12 protein-coding genes and 2 pseudogenes are annotated in these 16,632 nt (G+C 71.2%); 5 read left to right on the top strand and 9 right to left on the bottom strand.

Features of this window, described 5'->3' with window-relative positions; translation table 11 throughout:
- Window position 1: 1 nt before the first annotated feature.
- Both IQ220_RS02790 and IQ220_RS02785 read right to left on the bottom strand, forming a co-directional pair.
- Window positions 2–1,531: a peptide ligase PGM1-related protein gene (locus tag IQ220_RS02790; protein ID WP_193912918.1), complete on the bottom strand. Its 1,530-nt coding sequence runs from the start codon at window positions 1,529–1,531 to the stop codon at window positions 2–4.
- A gap of 12 nt (window positions 1,532–1,543) precedes the next feature.
- Window positions 1,544–3,624 (bottom strand): annotated as a pseudogene (locus IQ220_RS02785) (HDIG domain-containing metalloprotein).
- 70 nt (window positions 3,625–3,694) lie between these two features.
- On the opposite strand from IQ220_RS02785, the gene folD reads away from it, so the two are divergent.
- Window positions 3,695–4,576: a bifunctional methylenetetrahydrofolate dehydrogenase/methenyltetrahydrofolate cyclohydrolase FolD gene (folD, locus tag IQ220_RS02780; protein WP_193912920.1), complete on the top strand. Its 882-nt coding sequence runs from the start codon at window positions 3,695–3,697 to the stop codon at window positions 4,574–4,576.
- A 5-nt stretch (window positions 4,577–4,581) separates the two neighbouring features.
- Here the strand turns inward: folD and IQ220_RS02775 are convergent, their stop codons facing one another.
- Window positions 4,582–5,958 carry a hypothetical protein gene (locus tag IQ220_RS02775; RefSeq protein ID WP_193912922.1) on the bottom strand — a complete coding sequence of 459 codons (1,377 nt, stop codon included), beginning with the start codon at window positions 5,956–5,958 and terminating at the stop codon, window positions 4,582–4,584.
- Window positions 5,959–6,104: 146 nt separating this feature from the next.
- Between IQ220_RS02775 and crtE the strand changes: the two genes are divergently transcribed.
- Genes crtE through IQ220_RS02760 form a run of 3 tightly spaced genes read left to right on the top strand, consistent with a single transcriptional unit; the run spans window position 6,105 to window position 9,135 of the window.
- Window positions 6,105–7,061, top strand: coding sequence for a geranylgeranyl diphosphate synthase CrtE (gene crtE / locus IQ220_RS02770; protein ID WP_193912924.1), 957 nt, complete (start codon window positions 6,105–6,107; stop codon window positions 7,059–7,061).
- Window positions 7,061–7,633 (top strand): divergent PAP2 family protein, encoded by a 573-nt coding sequence (locus IQ220_RS02765; RefSeq protein ID WP_370566301.1) that lies wholly within the window; start codon window positions 7,061–7,063, stop codon window positions 7,631–7,633. The genes crtE and IQ220_RS02765 overlap by 1 nt, the downstream gene beginning before the upstream one ends.
- Complete coding sequence (locus tag IQ220_RS02760) at window positions 7,630–9,135, top strand: ATP-dependent RecD-like DNA helicase (RefSeq protein ID WP_228008793.1); 1,506 nt, start codon at window positions 7,630–7,632, stop codon at window positions 9,133–9,135. Before IQ220_RS02765 ends, IQ220_RS02760 begins: the two co-directional genes overlap by 4 nt.
- Here the strand turns inward: IQ220_RS02760 and IQ220_RS02755 are convergent.
- The 6 genes and pseudogenes from IQ220_RS02755 to IQ220_RS02730 all read right to left on the bottom strand — a co-directional run bounded on the left by IQ220_RS02755 (window position 9,132) and on the right by IQ220_RS02730 (window position 15,751).
- Entirely contained in the window at window positions 9,132–9,806 is a 675-nt protein-coding gene (locus tag IQ220_RS02755) for a GAP family protein (RefSeq protein WP_228008794.1), read from the bottom strand. The genes IQ220_RS02760 and IQ220_RS02755 overlap by 4 nt on opposite strands.
- Before the next feature lie 20 nt (window positions 9,807–9,826).
- Complete coding sequence (locus IQ220_RS02750; protein ID WP_370566302.1) at window positions 9,827–10,075, bottom strand: acylphosphatase; 249 nt, start codon at window positions 10,073–10,075, stop codon at window positions 9,827–9,829.
- Window positions 10,076–10,077: 2 nt separating this feature from the next.
- Window positions 10,078–11,547: a cobyrinate a,c-diamide synthase gene (locus IQ220_RS02745; RefSeq protein ID WP_193912926.1), complete on the bottom strand. Its 1,470-nt coding sequence runs from the start codon at window positions 11,545–11,547 to the stop codon at window positions 10,078–10,080.
- A gap of 1 nt (window position 11,548) precedes the next feature.
- Complete coding sequence (locus IQ220_RS02740) at window positions 11,549–12,862, bottom strand: glucose-6-phosphate dehydrogenase assembly protein OpcA (RefSeq protein WP_186696927.1); 1,314 nt, start codon at window positions 12,860–12,862, stop codon at window positions 11,549–11,551.
- A gap of 69 nt (window positions 12,863–12,931) precedes the next feature.
- Window positions 12,932–14,454: pseudogene (gene zwf / locus IQ220_RS02735) on the bottom strand (glucose-6-phosphate dehydrogenase).
- Between the two features lie 121 nt (window positions 14,455–14,575).
- Complete coding sequence (locus tag IQ220_RS02730) at window positions 14,576–15,751, bottom strand: FAD-binding oxidoreductase (RefSeq protein WP_193912928.1); 1,176 nt, start codon at window positions 15,749–15,751, stop codon at window positions 14,576–14,578.
- Window positions 15,752–15,925: 174 nt separating this feature from the next.
- Here IQ220_RS02730 and IQ220_RS02725 point away from each other — a divergent pair, with 174 nt between their 5' ends.
- Window positions 15,926–16,486, top strand: a complete 561-nt coding sequence (locus IQ220_RS02725) for an SRPBCC family protein (protein WP_193912930.1) — start codon at window positions 15,926–15,928, stop codon at window positions 16,484–16,486.
- Window positions 16,487–16,632: the final 146 nt, after the last annotated feature.

Genomic DNA, 16,632 nt, shown 5'->3' with positions numbered 1-16,632 from the left:
CTCAGCCCCCCGGCACCCAGCCTCCATGGCGCTCAGCGGCGGCCTCCACCAGCCGCTGCTCGGTGGCCCGGTACACCGCTTCCGCCTCCGCCGCACTGCGGCCGATGCAGGTCATGCCGAGCTTGCCGTACTCCGAGAGGCAGCCCAGCAGGTGGAACACACTGCCGCGCAGCTGGGCCGGGTCGTAGTGCAGGCCCGCTTCCGCCACGATGTCGATCAGGTCGATCGGCAGCAGGCCGCGCAGCTGGGCTGCGCAGAAGTTATCGGTGGCCCGGTAGTGCAGCGCTGCGCCGGTGGGGGAGCGGTAGAGCCCGTCGGCGGGGTCGAGCCGGCCGCTGGTGATGGCGTGCAGGGCCATGTAGGGGTGGGTGGTGCCCCCCTGGCGCAGGTTGATCTCGATCGCCTGCAGCTCCCATCGTGCGCCGAAACGCCGGGCGATGAAGTCCACGGCATAGCGTTCCAGGGCCCCCTCGGCCGCCAGGGCCCGGCCGATGGCCAGCCCATGGGCCATCAGCTCGCGGCGGTAGTCCTCGCTGGCGGGGAAGCTGCAGCCCAGGTAGGTCTGGCCGCTCGGCCCCCCCAGCACCTGCTCATGGGTGGAGAGCACCTCCACGGCGCCGGGGCGTCCGTCCGCCCCCGGATGGATGATCCCCTGAACGCTTGGGGAGCGCAGGGCCTCTCCCCCCTGCAGCCAGACCTCCACCAGGGCGCCCTGGCGGGCCATCAGCTCCCGCCAGGCCGGCGCCGGCATCGGCAGCTGCTCCAGCGCCCGGCGCAGCAGCTGCCGCCGCTGTGGCGCTGAGTGCTCCTGAAGCTGCAGTGGGGCCAGCTCCAGCAGGGCGTTGCCCTCGCCGCTGAAGCCCTCGTTGAGCTTCACCACGCAGCGCTCCAGCTCGGGATGCTGCTCCCAGAGCTCGGCTGTGGCCTCCGCCAGGCTGGCCAGGTCGAACACCAGCTCGCTGCCGGCCGGGTGGGGCACACCGCAACGCCGAAACAGGGCACGGCTGCCGGCCTTGCTGCCCCACTGCAGCAGGTGGGGGGAGGTGCCCAGCAGCGGCACCTGCAGGCGCTCCGACAGCTCCCGTTCCAGCTCGCTCACCACGAAACAGCTGATGAAACTGCGGCCCGGCCGCAGCAGTTCGCCGATGCGGGCCAGCAGGGCGGGCCGCTCCAGCAGCTTGGCGGTGAGGGGGCGGCCCGAGGCGTCGTCGGTGTCGAACAGGTGCAGGCGGCGGCGGGCGTGGGAGGTGGGCACCCCCGGCAGCAGCTCCAGCACCGCATCCACCACCAGCTCGGCCAGGGGCTTGCTGCTGGCATACACCATGCGCACCCCCGGGTGGCGCAGCCCGATCAGGGCGAACAGCTGGCGCTCCTCGTAGTGGTGCGACCCGGTGACCAGGGCCATCTGGCTCTGGTCCATCGAGAGCGAGGGCACCAGCAGCACGTCCACCTCCGGGCCCATGCCGCCGGTGGTGTGGCCCCAGGAGGGCTGCAGCTGCCGCTGCAGCTCCACGAAGCTGAGTGCCGTCATCCTTCTTCCCCCTCAGGCACTGAAGGCCTTGCGGGCGGGAATCGGATAGGGGATGCGGCGGTGGCGCATGCGCTTCCACACCCGCACGAAGGCCCGGATCAGCAGCTCCAGCTCGGCGCGGCTGATGCCGCTGCCCGCCAGCTGGCCGTCCCGCTGCCGCGCTTCGAGGATGCGGCGCACCATGGCGCGTGCTTCGTGTTCATTGGTGCCGGGCGGCAGGGAGCGCAGGGCGGCTTCACAGCCGTCGGCGAGCATCAGGATCGCCGTTTCGCGGCTGCGGGGGGTGGGGCCGCGATAGCGGAAATCGGCCTCCCGCACCGAGGGGTCGCGTTCGCGGGCATGGTGCAGGAAGTAGCCCATCTTCAGCGTGCCCTGGTGCTCGGGGATGAAGTCAGCCAGGGGCCGCGGCAGCCGGTAGCGCCGGGCCAGCTTCAGGCCTTCATCCACATGGGCCTGCAGGATGGCGGCGCTGGCGTAGGGATCATCGAGGGTGTCGTGGGGGTTGGCTCCCTCCTCCTGGTTTTCGATGAACCACTGGGGGCCGTGCAGCTTGCCCACGTCGTGATATAGCGCCCCGGTGCGCACCAGGTCCACGTCGGCGCCGATGCTGCGGGCCCCCTCCTCGGCCAGGCCGGCGATCATCAGGGTGTGCTCGAAGGTGCCGGGCGCCTCGCAGGAGAGCCGGCGCAGCAGCGGGCGCTCCAGGTCGGCCAGTTCCAGCAGCCGGGTGCGGGTCATCAGCCCGAAGAAGGTCTCCACCAGGGGCGCCAGCAGCAGGCCCGCCATCAGCAGCCCCGCCAGCAGCAGAGCTTCACTGAGCAGGTCGAACTGCCCCGGCTGGCCCCGGCCCTGCAGCAGCAGCCACTGCAGCAGCACCGCCCCGCCCGGCAGCAGCACGGCCAGCTGCAGCAGCTCGGCCCGGCTGCGCTGGCGGCCGGCGGTCACAGCCGCCACCGCCGCCGTGGCCGCCGCCAGCAGCAGCCGCAGGCCCAGCAGACCGCTCATCGGCACCGGCCAGAGCAGGGTGGCCGCCGCCAACCAGGCCAGGCCGCTGGCGGTGCCGAGGCCCTGGGCGAGCAGCAGGGTGGGCGGCACCAGCAGCACCATCGGGCTGGCGCCCGGGCCGAGCCAGAGGTGCACCCCCTGCACCGCCAGCAGGGTGCCCAGGGCGAGCATCGCCTGGCGCGGCTCGAGGCTGGAGCGCCAGCGGCGCAGCAGCAGCACCATGCGCCGGTGACGGCGAGGCTCTCGAGGAAGTGGCTCAGCCACACCAGCGGCCTGGGCCGGCGGTTGACCAGGCCGAAATGGTCGAGCACGTCGAACACCTGGGCGTTGATCACCTCCCCCTGCCGCACCACCAGGTCGCCCTTGCTGACGCTGATCGTGGGGATGCCCTGCTGGCTGATCAACGCCTCGATGCGGCGTTGGCTGAGGGCTGGGTCGCTGCGCAGGTTGGTCTGGCCCTGCAGGCTCTGCACCACCAGCCGGGCGCCGAGGTTGCGCCCCAGCCCGGTGAGCTGATCCAGCTGCAAGGAGGCGGCCTCCAGCAGCTGGCCTTCGGAGACCCCCGGCGCCAGCCCCTGGCTGAGCATGCGCAGCTGGGCCCGGCTCACCTCTGCCTGCCAGGCGGTGAGCTGGGCCGGGCTGAGCCCCCGCAGCCAGAGGCGTTCCTGGTCGCTGAGCGGCAGGGCCTCCACCCGGTCCCGGGCGCGGGCCAGTTGGTCTTGCATCAGCTTGAGCTGTTCGCCCAGCTGGGCGCGCAGACGCAGGCTGGCCTCCTCATCCACCACCTGGACGGTGGTGCGGGGCAGCATCTGCTGGCGCCGCTCCTCCAGGGCGGTGCTGTCCACCACCTCGGCCGATTCGGGCGCCTGCACCGTGAACGGGGCGAGCATGCCTGGGCGCAGGCTCGGCTCCGCCAGCCACGACCAACTGCTCAGCACCGCCACCAGGGCACACACCATCAGCACCGCGAGACTGTCCTGACCCCGCCAGCAGGCGGGTGGCTGGCGCGGGCGTTCGGTGCGCAGCCACTGGCGCCACAGGCTGCGCACCCGGCCGGGGATCTGGATCGTCAACAGCCGGCCACGCATGCTTCGACGCTAGCGAGGGCCGCTCGGGCGCCAGCATTGCAAGCTGGGGATTGCGCAGCCCCCTCGATCCATGGCCACCCGTCTCGATGGGCGTGAGCTCGCCGCCGCGATCGAAACGAGGCTCGCCGCCACCATCGCCGCCCACCAGCCCCGTCTCGGACGTCCCCCCGGCCTGGCGGTGCTCAGGGTGGGCGATGACCCGGCCAGCGGCGTCTACGTGGCCAACAAGGAGAAGGCCTGCGGCCGGGTGGGCATCCGCAGCCTCGGGGCGCACCTGCCGGCGGCCACCGAAGCGGAGCAGATCCGGGCCAGGATCGAGGCCCTCAACGCCGATCCGGCCGTTGACGGCATCCTGTTGCAGCTGCCCCTGCCCGGCGGCCTCGACGCGGCGCCCCTGCTGATGGCCCTCGACCCCGCCAAGGATGCCGATGGTCTGCACACCCTCAACCTCGGTCGCCTGCTGAAGCGGGAGCCCGGCCCGCGCAGCTGCACCCCGGCCGGGGTGATGGCCCTGCTGGCCCGGGCCGGCGTGGAGCTGGCCGGGCGGCGGGCGGTGGTGGTGGGGCGCAGCATCCTGGTGGGCCAGCCCATGGCCCTGATGCTGCAGGCCGCCGATGCCACGGTCACCGTGGCCCACTCCCGCACCCGTGACCTGCCCAGCCTGACCCGCGAGGCCGAGGTGCTGGTGGTGGCGGCGGGTCGCCCCCGCATGCTCGGGGCCGAGCACGTGCGGCCCGGCGCGGTGGTGGTGGATGTGGGCATCCACCGCCGGCCTGAGGGCGGCCTCTGCGGCGATGTGATCGTTGAGGAGGTGGAGCCCCTGGCCGCCGCGATCACGCCGGTGCCGGGGGGAGTGGGCCCGATGACGGTGACCATGCTGCTGGTGAACACCGTGGTGGCCTGGTGCCGCCGCCATGGGCTCGAGCATGGGCTGGGTGATCTGGTGCCCTGAGCCGGTCAGCGCCGCCCACCCCGCACCCGCCCCAGCAGGCGCTTCCACAGGGAGCGCTTGCGCCTGGAGCCAGGTAAGGGTGGCTGAGCCTCGATGGAGTCGGCGCCGGCCGGCCCGAGCAGCTGGACCCCCTGGGCGGCGATGGCCGCCAGCTCCCCCTGCAGCCGGCTGCGCTCTTCGGCGCTCAGCTGGTCGGGGGTCACCCGGGCAAGCAGCTTACGGCTGTTGCGCAGGTTGATCAGCAGCCGCTGGGGGGTCTGACCCTGCCGGCACTGCATCCGCAGGGTGTCGAGCACGTCCTGCAGCTCCTTGGCCCTGGCGCTGCGGTCTTTTCCGTCCGCCGTCGCCGTCGCCAGCGCCCGCAGCTGGGCCTGCGGCGGAGCCACCGCCAGCAGCGGACTGCTGTTCTGCTCGTCCCCGCTGGACTCTCGCTCCATCCCCCACTCCTGGGCGAGCCGTGAGAGCGCTTCGGCGGGGAATAGCGGTACTGGTGGAGCCGTGAAAGGGAAGTGCTTGGCCATGCCCCCATCGAGCTCAGCGCGGCGGTCGATCAGCAGGAACCCCAGCGCCTGCCAGCAGGGGCGCAGCCGCTTTGGCAGCAGGGGCAGCTGGGCGCTCAGCCCCATGATCAACGGCTCCGCATCCTCCAGGCTGGAATAGCGGCGCGGCTGCCCCTGGAACTGCTCCAGAAAGGTCTCGGCCAGGGCCAGCTCGGCCAGCTCCTGCTCCAGCTGGGCGGGATCGGCCAGCCGGTAGGCCTCCTGGATCCATTCGTCGGCCAGGCCGAGGCGAGCATGCTGTTCCCGCAGCTTGAGGCGCCGCTCCAGCCAGCCGTAGGCCAGCTTGGTGTCCGGCGCCATCTGCAGGCTCGCCTCCAGAAACTCCAGGTCGGCCCGGCTGACGCCCGGGGGCAGGATCGCCACCAGCGGCGTGTGGAAGCGCTGGTAGCGCTGCGGATCCTCGGCCAGCAGACGGCGCATCGCCGCCAGCCGCCGGTTGCCATTGATCACCACCCCATTGTTGTCCACCAGCAGTGGCTCGGTCTGCACGGCGAGCCGCTGCAGCTCCTGCAGGATCGGTCCGCGGCTGTCGCCGGCCTTGGTCACCAGCAGCCCGTGCAGCAGGGTCTGGGTCTCCATGCTGTCCTCGCTGGCGTGCAGCCGCGCCAGGGCCCCCGGCTCGCCGCCCAGCTGCTCCTCCAGATCAGCCAGCAGCCGGCCGTTGTCCACCCGGTACACCAGCAGCTCCTGGGCCAGCGGCGCGGCCGGGATCGTGACGGCCCCGTCATGCAGGGTCACCCAGTGGTCGCGCACGGCCTGGGCGGCGGCACTGGCGATCCGTTGCCGGCGCGTGCTGACATCGAGGAGGCGGGGCAGATCCATGCAGAGTGGTCCATCGGGCAGCGTCCTCCAGTGTCCCGCAGCGGCACGGCAGGTCCCACCGGTCTTGCCATGTGTGTGGCCTGGACCCGCCAGGCCTGGGGAATGGGGCTTCACCTGAGAGAATCGCTCCCAGTCCCCATCTCCCCATGACCGCGGCGGTGAGCACGACCCCTGGCAGCCCCGCCGACGGCACCGGTGCAGGCCCCGAGGCGGGCAGCTTTGATTTCCCGGCCTATCTGGAGGCGACGCGACTGCAGGTGGAGACTGCCCTGGAGGCGTCCCTGGGGCCGGAGCGACCCGAATCGCTGCGGGAGGCGATGCGCTACTCGCTGCTGGCGGGGGGCAAGCGGCTGCGGCCGATCCTCTGCCTGGCGGCCTGTGAGCTGGCCGGTGGCGACAGCGCCCTGGCCATGCCCACGGCCCTCGCCCTGGAGATGATCCACACCATGTCGCTGATCCATGACGATCTGCCGGCCATGGATGACGACGACCTGCGCCGGGGGCGGCCCACCAACCACAAGGTGTACGGCGAGGCCAAGGCGATCCTGGCCGGCGACGCCCTGCTCACCCGGGCCTTCGAGATGGTCGCCCTGCGCAGTCCCCAGGTGCCGGCCGAGCAGCTGCTGCGGGTGGTGGGCGAGTTGAGCCTGGCTTCCGGTGCCCCGGGCCTGGTGGGCGGCCAGGTGGTGGATCTGGAGTGTGAGGGCAAGGACGTGGACCTCGACACCCTGGAGTACATCCACCTGCACAAGACCGGCGCCCTGCTGCGGGCCTGCGTGCTCAGCGGCGCCCTGATCGCCGGCGCTCCCGCAGCCCTGCTCGGGGCCCTCCGCACCTACGCCCGCGGCATCGGCCTCGCCTTCCAGATCATCGACGACATCCTCGATGTCACCGCCAGCAGCGACGTGCTCGGCAAGACCGCCGGCAAGGATCTCACCGCCGACAAGACCACCTATCCCAAGCTGCTGGGGCTCGAGGAGTCGCGCCAGCGGGCGGAAGCCCTGGTGGCCGCTGCCAAGGCCGCCCTGGAGCCCTTCGCCGCCGAGGGCAAGGCGGCCCCCCTGCTCGCCCTCGCCGACTACATCACCAGCCGCGACCGATGATGGAGATGCCTCTGGCGGCGCTCCACGATGCCCAGCCCCTGGCGGCCCTGCTCGCCAACAGCACCCTCTGGTGGGGGCTGGTGGCCTGCGGGCTGGCCCAGGCGTCCAAGCTGCTGATCGAGCTGGTGCTGCACCGGCGCTGGCGCCCGGCCGTGCTGTTCGAAACGGGCGGCATGCCCTCCAGCCATTCCGCCCTGCTCACGGGCACCACGGCGGCGCTGGGCTGGCAGCAGGGCTTTGCCGATCCGCTGTTCGCCCTGGCGGCCGCGCTCTGCTTCGTGGTGCTCTACGACGCCTCCGGGGTGCGGCGGGCCGCCGGGCTCACCGCCGGGCGGGTCAACCAGCTGCCCGAGGCGCTCTGGCCGCCTGAGCCCGGCAGCGCCGATGCCGATTCCTCAACACTGAGCCCAACCTCGAGCCGCAGACCGCTTAAGGAAAACCTCGGCCACACCCGCCTGGAGGTGCTGGTGGGCAGCCTGCTGGGCCCGGCGATCGCTCTGCCCGGGCTGGTGCTGCTGGGCTCGCCCCTGGAGCTGGCCCACGCCTGGGGTGTGTGGCTTGGGCTCGGTTGAGCCAGCCTCCCGCCCCGGCTGAGCCGCCGGTCCCTGGCACCGTGTTCACTGCGGGGCAACAGGCGGCCTGCACGGCCTTCGCCGCCTGGCTGGCCGAGCCGGCAGAGGGCCGGCCCTTTGTGCTCAGCGGCTACGCCGGCACCGGCAAAACCTTCCTCTCGATGGCGTTCCTGCAGCTGGTGGAGGCCCAGCAGCTCTGCTGGACCGTGGTGGCCCCCACCCACAAGGCGGTGGGCGTGCTGCGCCACCACCTGGGCCGGGCCGCCCTCCAGCCCACCTGGTACCCCTCCACCATCCACCGCCTGCTGCGCCTGCGCCTGAAGCGGCAGGGCGACCGGGAGCGCTGCGAGGAAACCGAGCAGACCGCCGCGGCCCTCGAGCACCTGGGCCTGGTGCTGGTGGATGAGGCCTCGATGGTGGACAGCACCCTGCTGGAGATCAGCCTGCGCTGCGCCCATCCCTTCGGCACCCGCCTGGTGTTCGTGGGCGATCCGGCCCAGTTGCCGCCGGTGGGGGAGCCCTGCAGCCCCGTGTTCAGCCTGGGGCGGGCCACTTCGGCGGAGCTCACCGAAGTGGTGCGCCATCAGGGGCCGGTGCTGCAGCTGGCCCAGGGCATCCGGGAGCAGCGGCTGCCCGCGCGCCAGCCCCCCGCCCTGCCGCCCGTGCGCACGGCGGTGGGGGAGGTGGCGCTGCTGCCCCGCCAGCAGTGGCTGGAGGCGGCCCAGGACGCCCTGCGCCGCAGCGCCGCCACCGACAACCCCGATCTGGCCCGCATCCTCTGTTACACGAATCGCTCCCTGGAGCAGCTGGTGCCGATCGCCCGCCGCGCCCTGCATGGCGCCATGGCCGACCAGCTGCCGGTGCTGCCCGGCGAGGTGCTGATCACCCGCAGCGCCGTGATGGCGCCAGCCTGCCGCGAGGGCGATGAGACCGCCGAGGAGCCCGACATGGTGCTCGGCTCCAACCGGGAGTTGCTGGTGCGCGACGTGACGCCGGAGCGCTGTGATCTGGGCGAGTTCGGTCTCAGTTCGGCCGATCTGGGCGGGGGCCTGGCGGTGCCCGTGGTGGACACCCTGATGGCGGCGGTGGACAGCGGCGACAGCCAGTTCAACCTGCGCCTGCTTCCCCCGCTCGGCACGGCCGGGCGCGCCGCCATCGAGCAGGTGCTGGCCACGTTGCGGCAGCAGGCCCGCAGCGCCGACAAGCAGGCGGGCCGCGCCCTGTGGCGGCGCTTCTTTCTGCTGCGGGATGCCTTCGCCGCACTCGGACCGGCCGCCGTGCTCACCGTGCACCGCAGCCAGGGCAGCACCTTCGCCGAGGTGTTCGTGGATGGCGACGTGTTCTGGCCTGGGGATCCGCTGCTGCGGCGCCAGCTGCTCTACGTGGCGGTGAGCCGCGCCAGCCAGCGGGTGGCTCTGGTGGCCGGCGGTGGCGGTGGTGGTGGTGGCGGTAGAGGTGGCGGGGATGCCCGGCTCTGGCAGCAGTGGCTCTCCAGCTCCTAAAGGCTGAGCTGCAGCCCCTCGATCCCCTGCCAGCCCAGGTAGAGCGCCAGGCCCAGGCTCACCAGCCCCACCAGAGCATCGCCCCTGGCCAGCAGCCAGGCCTTGCCTCCCCGCAGCAGCGGCAGCACCCGCTCGCTGCCCAGCAGCAGCAGGGCCAGCAGCGGCAGCAGCAGCAGCAGGCTGCTGGCGAGGCTGAACAGCAGCGTGCCCACCACCTCCTGGCCCGGCGCCAGGCCGGCCTCCAGCAGGCTGCCGGCGGTCTTGGCAAACAGGAACAGATCGTCCGGGCTGATGATCTGCAACCCGATGCTCAGGGCCAGCAGCAAGGGCAGGGGCAGGGCGCAGAAGCGCTCCAGCTTGTCGGCCCAGCCAGGCGGAGCGTTCTCTTCGCCGCGGTTGAGCAGCTCCTTGAGGCCCAGGGCCAGCAGGGCCCCGGCGGCCAGCAGGTCGAGGCCGGTGCGGTGGGCCGTGCCCTTCTCCATGGTGAGCAGCAGCCCATGGCCCACCGTGAGCAGGGCGGCCACCACCAGAGTGCTGGTGGCCCACCAGGCCAGCACGAAGCCCACGCCCCGCAGCCGGGGGCGTTCGCCGAGCAGCAGCAGCAGCAGCAAGCCGATGTGCAGAGGTGAAATGGCCAGGGCCAGCCCGAAGGCCGAGAGTTCCCCCAGCAAGTGCCCCGTGGTGAGGTTGGTCAGGACAGCACCTCAAACCAGTCGGTGCCGGTGAGGCCGATCGGCAGGGTCGTCACCCGCCCCACCCTGGCCAGGGACGGGCCCCGTTCACACCAGAGCCTCAGGGCCTGCAGCTGCTCAGCATTGCCCTCGGCCTCCAGCTCCACCCGGCCGTCGGAGCGGTTGCGCACCCAGCCCGCCAGGCCGAGGCTCTGGGCCTGGCGGCAGCAGGCCGCCCGATAGCCCACACCCTGCACCTTCCCTTCCACGCTCAGCCGCCAGCGCTCAAGGGCGATTCCCTGGGGCTGTGCGCCAGGGTGAATGAAGCGGCGCTGGTCGGCACCGGCACGGCGTTCGAGGCTGCGGCGGCGATCCGGGCGGGAATCGCCGGGCAGCCAGCCCAGTGGAGATGCAGCCAGCTGGCGTGCAGCGTTGCTGTTGACCATCCTTCGCTCCGGCTCGGACAACCCCAGCCTTCAAGCTGCCATAAAGCGCCGGAGTCGGCCACATCCTGGAGCTGCCAGCGATGGAACTCGTGGCCGCGCAGCCGTTCGCCGCGGCGCACCAGCAGTCCATCGGTGTGGGCCGTGGCCTCGCGGTAGCCGAGGCTGAGGCTGCCGCTGGGCGCCGAAAAGGGCAGCACTCCCGCCATCGCATGGGAGCGGCCCTGGGGATCCAGCAGGCTCCGGCCCAGCAGCAGCAGCCCACCGCACTCGGCGGCGATCGGGATCCCGGCCGCGGCGGCCTGGCGCAGCGAGGTGAGGCTGCGCCGGCTGGCCGCCAGGGCCTCCGCGTGCAGTTCCGGGTAGCCCCCCGGCAGCAGCACCGCCCGGCAGGCTGGCGGCAGCGGCTGATCGGCCAGGGGACTCCAGGGCAGGGGTTCGAGGCCCCAGGCGCGCAGCAGCTCCTCGGCCTCCGGGTAGCCGAAGTGAAAGGCGGCATCCCGGGCCACGGCGATCGGCAGCGGCTCTGGCGAGGAGGCGCCTGGCTGCTGCAGCCGAGAGCGGGCGGGCTCGGAGGCCACGAGGGTGGCGATCGGATCCACCGCCCTGGCCAGGGGCTGCACCGGAGCCAGCAGGGGCCAGAGCTGGTCGAGATCGAGATGGCGTTCCGCCAGGGCGGACCAGGCCCGCTCGCGTTCCGGCAGGTCCGGAATTTCATCGGGCGTCAGCAGCCCCAGATGGCGCGAGGGCCACTCCAGGGCCTCCTCGCTGGGCAGCACCCCCAGCAGCGGCACCTCGATCGCCTCCAGGGCCTCGGCCAGCAGCTGACGGTGCCGCGCACTGCCCACGCGGTTGAGCACCACGCCGGCGAGCCGCACCGGGGGCGGGCCGTGGTCGCGGAAGCCCCGCACCAGGGCCGCCAGGGAGCCGGCCTGGCGGGAGGCCTCCACCACCAGCACCACGGGCAGATCCAGCAGGGCCGCCACCGCCGCGGAGCTGCCCTCGCTGCTCGACCCCCGACCATCGAACAGGCCCATCACCCCCTCCACCAGGGCCAGGTCGGCCCGGCTGCCATGCCACTGGAAGCTGTCCTGCAGCCAGCGCTCACCGCAGAGCAGCGGGTCGAGGTTGCGGCAGGGCAGGCCGCTCACCCGGCTGAGCAACTGCGGATCGAGGTAGTCGGGCCCCACCTTGAAGGGCTGCAGCCGCAGGCCCCGGCTGCGGGCCAGGGCGGCCAGGCTCACACTCAGCAGGGTCTTGCCGCTGCCGCTGCTGGGCGCGGCGATCAGACAGGGCACCTCAGGCGGGCAGCAGCCGGGCGGCGATCGGCGCCGCTGCCGCCAGCAGCGGGTTGGTGGTGTCGTGGCCGCCCGAGAGCAGCCGGGCCAGCTCTTCCTCCTCGCTCTCATTGGGGAGCGGCACCACGTCTTCCTCGAGTTCCATCGAGGCCATGCCTCCGGCCTCCAGGCGCATGCAGCCCCCGGATTCGGAGCAGAGGATCACACACAGGGGCGGCCGCCCTTCCGGTGCACAGATCAGGCGCAGGCCCACCAGGGCGCCGGGATGGATCTTGGGGCTGCCCACCGGCACAGGCATCAGCCGGAACTGCACCGGCGAGCCATCCCTGCGGCGGAACTCGGCGCCGATCCCCTCTTCATGGGCGCCGCTGCCGCAGCCGTCCACGGGCACGGCGTAGGACTCCACCAGCTCCCAGCCGAGCCGGTCGGCCAGCCAGGCCGCCAACAGCAACCCCTTGAGCGGGTGGTCGCCCTCCACATCGATGTCCAGCTGCACCACGTGGTCGAGGGCATTGCGGCGCGAGGGCGGATCGAACACCATCGCCAGGGATTCACGCCAGGTGCGCAGCCGCAGCCAGTTGAGGTCGTTCACCGCCTGGCCGGCGGCGATCCGCTGCACCAGCAGGTCGATGCAGCGCCGGGGCCGGCCCAGGGAGCTGTCCACCACCAGGCGCCTGGTGGGCGGTGCCAGGGCCTCCAGCAGTTCGGGGGCCTCGTCGAGGCTGCTGTTCCACCACACCCAGCAGGGCAGGTCGTCGGCGATCAGGGGCAGCACCAGATCCAGCTGCTGCTTGAGCACCTCGCGGCCGCCGCGCAGCACCACCACATCGCCGCAGGCGGAGCCGCCGCCGCCCTCCTCCGGCAGGGGGCAGTAGGCGGCCACGAGGGTTTCCAGCGGCCTCGACTCCTCCAGGGTGGGAGCCAGGGTGATCAGGCGCCGCGGCATGTGGGCGCTGATCGCCCCGTCCACGAACTGGCCGCGCTGGTCTTCGGCGCTGGCGCTGCCGGCCTGCTGGCCCAGGCGCCAGGCCAGGCGCTGGTCCATCACGGCGGTGCTGAAGGGCAGGTCCAGATCGGGCACGGCGGCCTTGGCCGCCTCGATCAGGTTGGGGTCCAGCAGGCCGGTGAGCGGTCCAGGGATGCGGCCGGTGCGGATCAGGTGCTGCTGCAGCCAGGAGGGCTCGTACACCACCAGGCTGAAGGTGGGCGCTCCGCTGGCATGCTGCAGCCCCTCTCCCCAGAGGTGCTCCAGGTAGCTGGCCACATCGGCGGGCGGCAGGGCGGTGGGGACCTGAAGCGTGAGCTGGGGGGACATCAGCAGGTGGCGGTGGAGGCTGAAACGGGAGCTGTCACAGGCGAGGCGCAGCTGAGCGGGGGGTGGGGCTCAGGGGCGGCGCCACACCAGGTCGTCCTCGGCCAGCAGGTTGTCGGCGGCGGCCGGACCCCAGGTGCGGGCCTCGTAGGGCTGCACCGGCAGTTGCCAGGGCGCATCCTCGATCAATTTGATCAGCGGGGTGTAGAGCCTCCAGGCGGCTTCCACTTCGTCGCTGCGGGTGAACAGGGTGGGCTCCCCCAGCATGGCGTCGGCGAGCAGGCGCACGTAGCCCTCATCACTCGGCTCGCCGAAGGACTCGTCGTAGCTGAAGGCCATGTCCACCGGGCGGCTGCGCATGCCGGAGCCCGGAGACTTCACCTCGAACTTGATCTCGGCGCCCTCGTCGGGCTGGATCCTCAGGATCAGCTGGTTGGGGGTGGGGGCGCGCCGGCGGCATCGAACAGGTGCACCGGAGCCTTGCGGAAGGTGAGCACCACTTCGGAGAGCCGTTTGGGCAGGCGCTTGCCCGTGCGCAGGTAGAAGGGCACCCCCTGCCAGCGCCAGTTGTTGATGAACAGCTTCATGGCCACGTAGGTCTCGGTGGTGCTGTTCGGATCCACACCCTGCTCCTCGCGGTAGCCCTGAATCGGACTGCTGCGGCTGCCACCGGCGCTGTACTGGCCGCGCACGCAGCACTTCCAGGGCTCATCCTCATGGGCCAGGTGGGCGGCCTGCAGCACCTTGGCCTTCTCGTTGCGGATCGCCTCGGCGTCGAAGCGGCCGGGTGGCTCCATGGTGGTGAGCGCCAGCATCTGGGTGAGGTGGTTCTGCACCATGTCCCGCAGGGCGCCTGAGGTCTCGTAGTAGCCGGCCCGCTCTTCCACCCCCACGGTTTCAGCGGCCGTGATCTGCACGTTGGCGATGTAGTTGCGGTTCCAGATCGGCTCGAAGATGGTGTTGGCAAAGCGCAGCACCAGGATGTTCTGAACGGTCTCCTTGCCCAGGTAGTGGTCGATCCGGAAGATCTGTTTCTCCTTGGCGCAGCCCAGCACCACCCGGTTCAGCTCCTGGGCGCTGGGGTAGTCGGTGCCGAAGGGCTTCTCGATCACCACGCGGCTGCGCTCGCTGTCGCTGAGCAGGCCGGCGGCGGCCAGGGCGCGGGTGCCGCTGCCGTAGAAGGCGGGCGATACGGAGAGATAGAAGGTGCGGTTGCCCCGGGTGGCCCGCATCCGGTCGATCGCTTCGAGCCGCTCCCCCATGGTCACGATCGTGGCGGGGTTGGAGAGGTCGGCCGACTCATAGAACAGGCCGGCGGCGAAGTTCTCCCAGGCGACGGGGTCCTCGGCGATCACGTCGCTGAGGGAGCTGGCCATGCGTGAGCGAAACTCCTCGTCGCTCCAGGGGCGGCGGGCGCAGCCGAGCACGGCGAACTCACTGGGCAGGCGCCGCTGGCGGTGCAGCTCGAACAGGGCCGGGATCAGCTTGCGGTGGGTGAGATCACCGCTGGCCCCGAAGATCACGATGATCTGGGGGGCGATGACCCGCTCCTGGCGCAGGCCGACCCGCAGCGGATTGGTGAGAACGGCGGCCATGGAGCACCCAGTGATCCCTCTGGTTTAACGGCGCCAGCGGCAAAGCCCAGACCAGAGGTGCCTTTGTGATCCGCTCTGTGAGCGAACAAGAAAAAAGCCCGCCTGCTGGCGGGCACCTGGGTCAGTAGGTTTCCACGTGCCAGCGGTCGGCCTTCTTGAGCTGGGGCCTCAGCTCGCTCCAGTCGATGCCCTTGGCGGCGGCAGCGGTGGTCATGGCCTCGTCGATGCCCGGCTCCATGCCGCGCAGACCGCACATGTACACGTGGGTCTTGGGATCTTCGATCATGGTGAAGATCTCATCGGCATGCTCCAGCACCCGGTCCTGGATGTACATGCGGCCATCCCTGCTGTTCTTCTGCTCGCGGCTGATCGCCTTGGTGTAGCGGAAGTTGTCGGGGAACTGGCTGAGGTAGTGCTCGAAGTCGGCGTCGTAGAGCAGGTTGGGGGTGGTGGGCACGCCCATGAACAGCCAGGCCTTGCCGCGGAAATGCCAGCCGTTCTTCTCCCGCTCAGCCGGCTCGAACATGCGGCGCAGGTAGGCCCGCATCGGCGCGATGCCGGTGCCGGTGGCCAGCATGATCACGTTGGCCTCCTCATCCTCAGGCAGGAGCATCTCCTTGCCCACCGGACCGGTGATCCTCACCTTGGCCCCGGGGTCGATGTCACACAGGAAGGAGGAGCAGACGCCGTTGATGGTGGCGCCGTCCAGCTCGTACTGGAGCTGGCGCACGCACAGCGACACGGTATGGGCCTCCATGTTGTCGCCGTGGCGGGTGCTGGCGATCGAGTACAGGCGGAGCTTGTGGGGCTTGCCCTTGGCATCGGTGCCGTCGGGGATGATGCCGATGCTCTGGCCCTCCACGTAGTGGAGCTGGGGATCGCCGCCCGCCAGGTCGAAGGTGATGTGGTTCACCCGGCCGATGGCTCCTTCGGCCAGCAGGCTGTAGTTCTCGGTGACGGTGCCGACGAACGGATCCTTGGGCTTGTAGAGGTTGACCGGGACGGCGGCGTGGGACACGGCAGCTGGTTTCGAGGGGTTGGGGGCTGGGGCAGGGGCCGCTGCGGCGGCAGGAGCCGAGGCGGCGTCGCCTGGGGCGGCAGACAGCCCATCCGCCATCTCCACCGCCTTGATCCGTCCGCCCTGGCGGGCGATGGTCTGGAAGATGGTCTGGAGCTGGGCGAAGGGCACGGTGAAACGACGCTCGGCCTGGCGCTGGCGGCCGATGCCGAACGCCTCGACCACCACGCTCACCATGCGGCTGTCGGACTGGGAGGCACTGCCCGTTGAAACACGCATGATGGCTGGGCCCTGGCAAAAATCCGGCTGATCATAGGAAACACACCGGATCGTCGATCTCAGGAGATTGCGTTTAGGTTTGTGATGCAGCACACACCGACTCCATTGGCGCAGCGCCTGGCATCGCCTCTCGCCGCAACTCCCGTGGCTGCCGGACCCGAGGTGAGTGGTTCGATGTCTTCCGCCACCGGGTCCCCTGCCACCAGTTCCGCCGACACGGGCAGCTGTCGCCTCGACACCATCCAGCAGGAGATGGAGTATCTGGCCAACGGCACCCGCCGCCTGGCTGTGCAGCTGCGGTTGCCGCTCCATGCCGACTGCCTCTGGGCCGTGCTCACGGACTATCCCAACCTCAGCAGCTTCATCCCGAACCTGGCCAGCTCCCGCCAGCTCTGGCGCCGCGGTAACCGGGTCTGCCTGGAGCAGGTGGGCACCCAGCAGTTCTGTGGCCTGCGCTTCAGTGCCAAGGTGGAACTGGAACTGGTGGAACACCGTGAAGCCGGCGAGCTGCGCTTTGCGATGCGCCAGGGCGACTTCCGGCGCTTCGAGGGGGTCTGGCGGATCGGCCAGGAATCCGGGCGCAGCATCCCGGAAAGCAGCCTGCTCTACGAGCTGATCGTGCAGGGCCGGCCCGGCATGCCGCTGGGTTTGATCGAGCAGCGCCTGCGCAAGGACCTGGCCAGCAACCTGCGCGGCGTCCAGCTGGAGGCGATGCGCCGGGCCGCCATCAACTGAGTGTTCTGCTCAGAGCTGGGAGTAACGCATCAGCGGGAGTCACCCTCTGGTGTGATCAACCGGCCCCGTGATCCATCCGGTGTCTCCCGATCGGGTTGGAATCGATGCAGCCATACCTGAGCTGGACAGACTTGAAGCAGCCCAAA

The sequence above is a fragment of the Cyanobium sp. LEGE 06113 genome (assembly GCF_015207615.1).
This window is presented reverse-complemented; position numbering and strand designations above follow the sequence as displayed.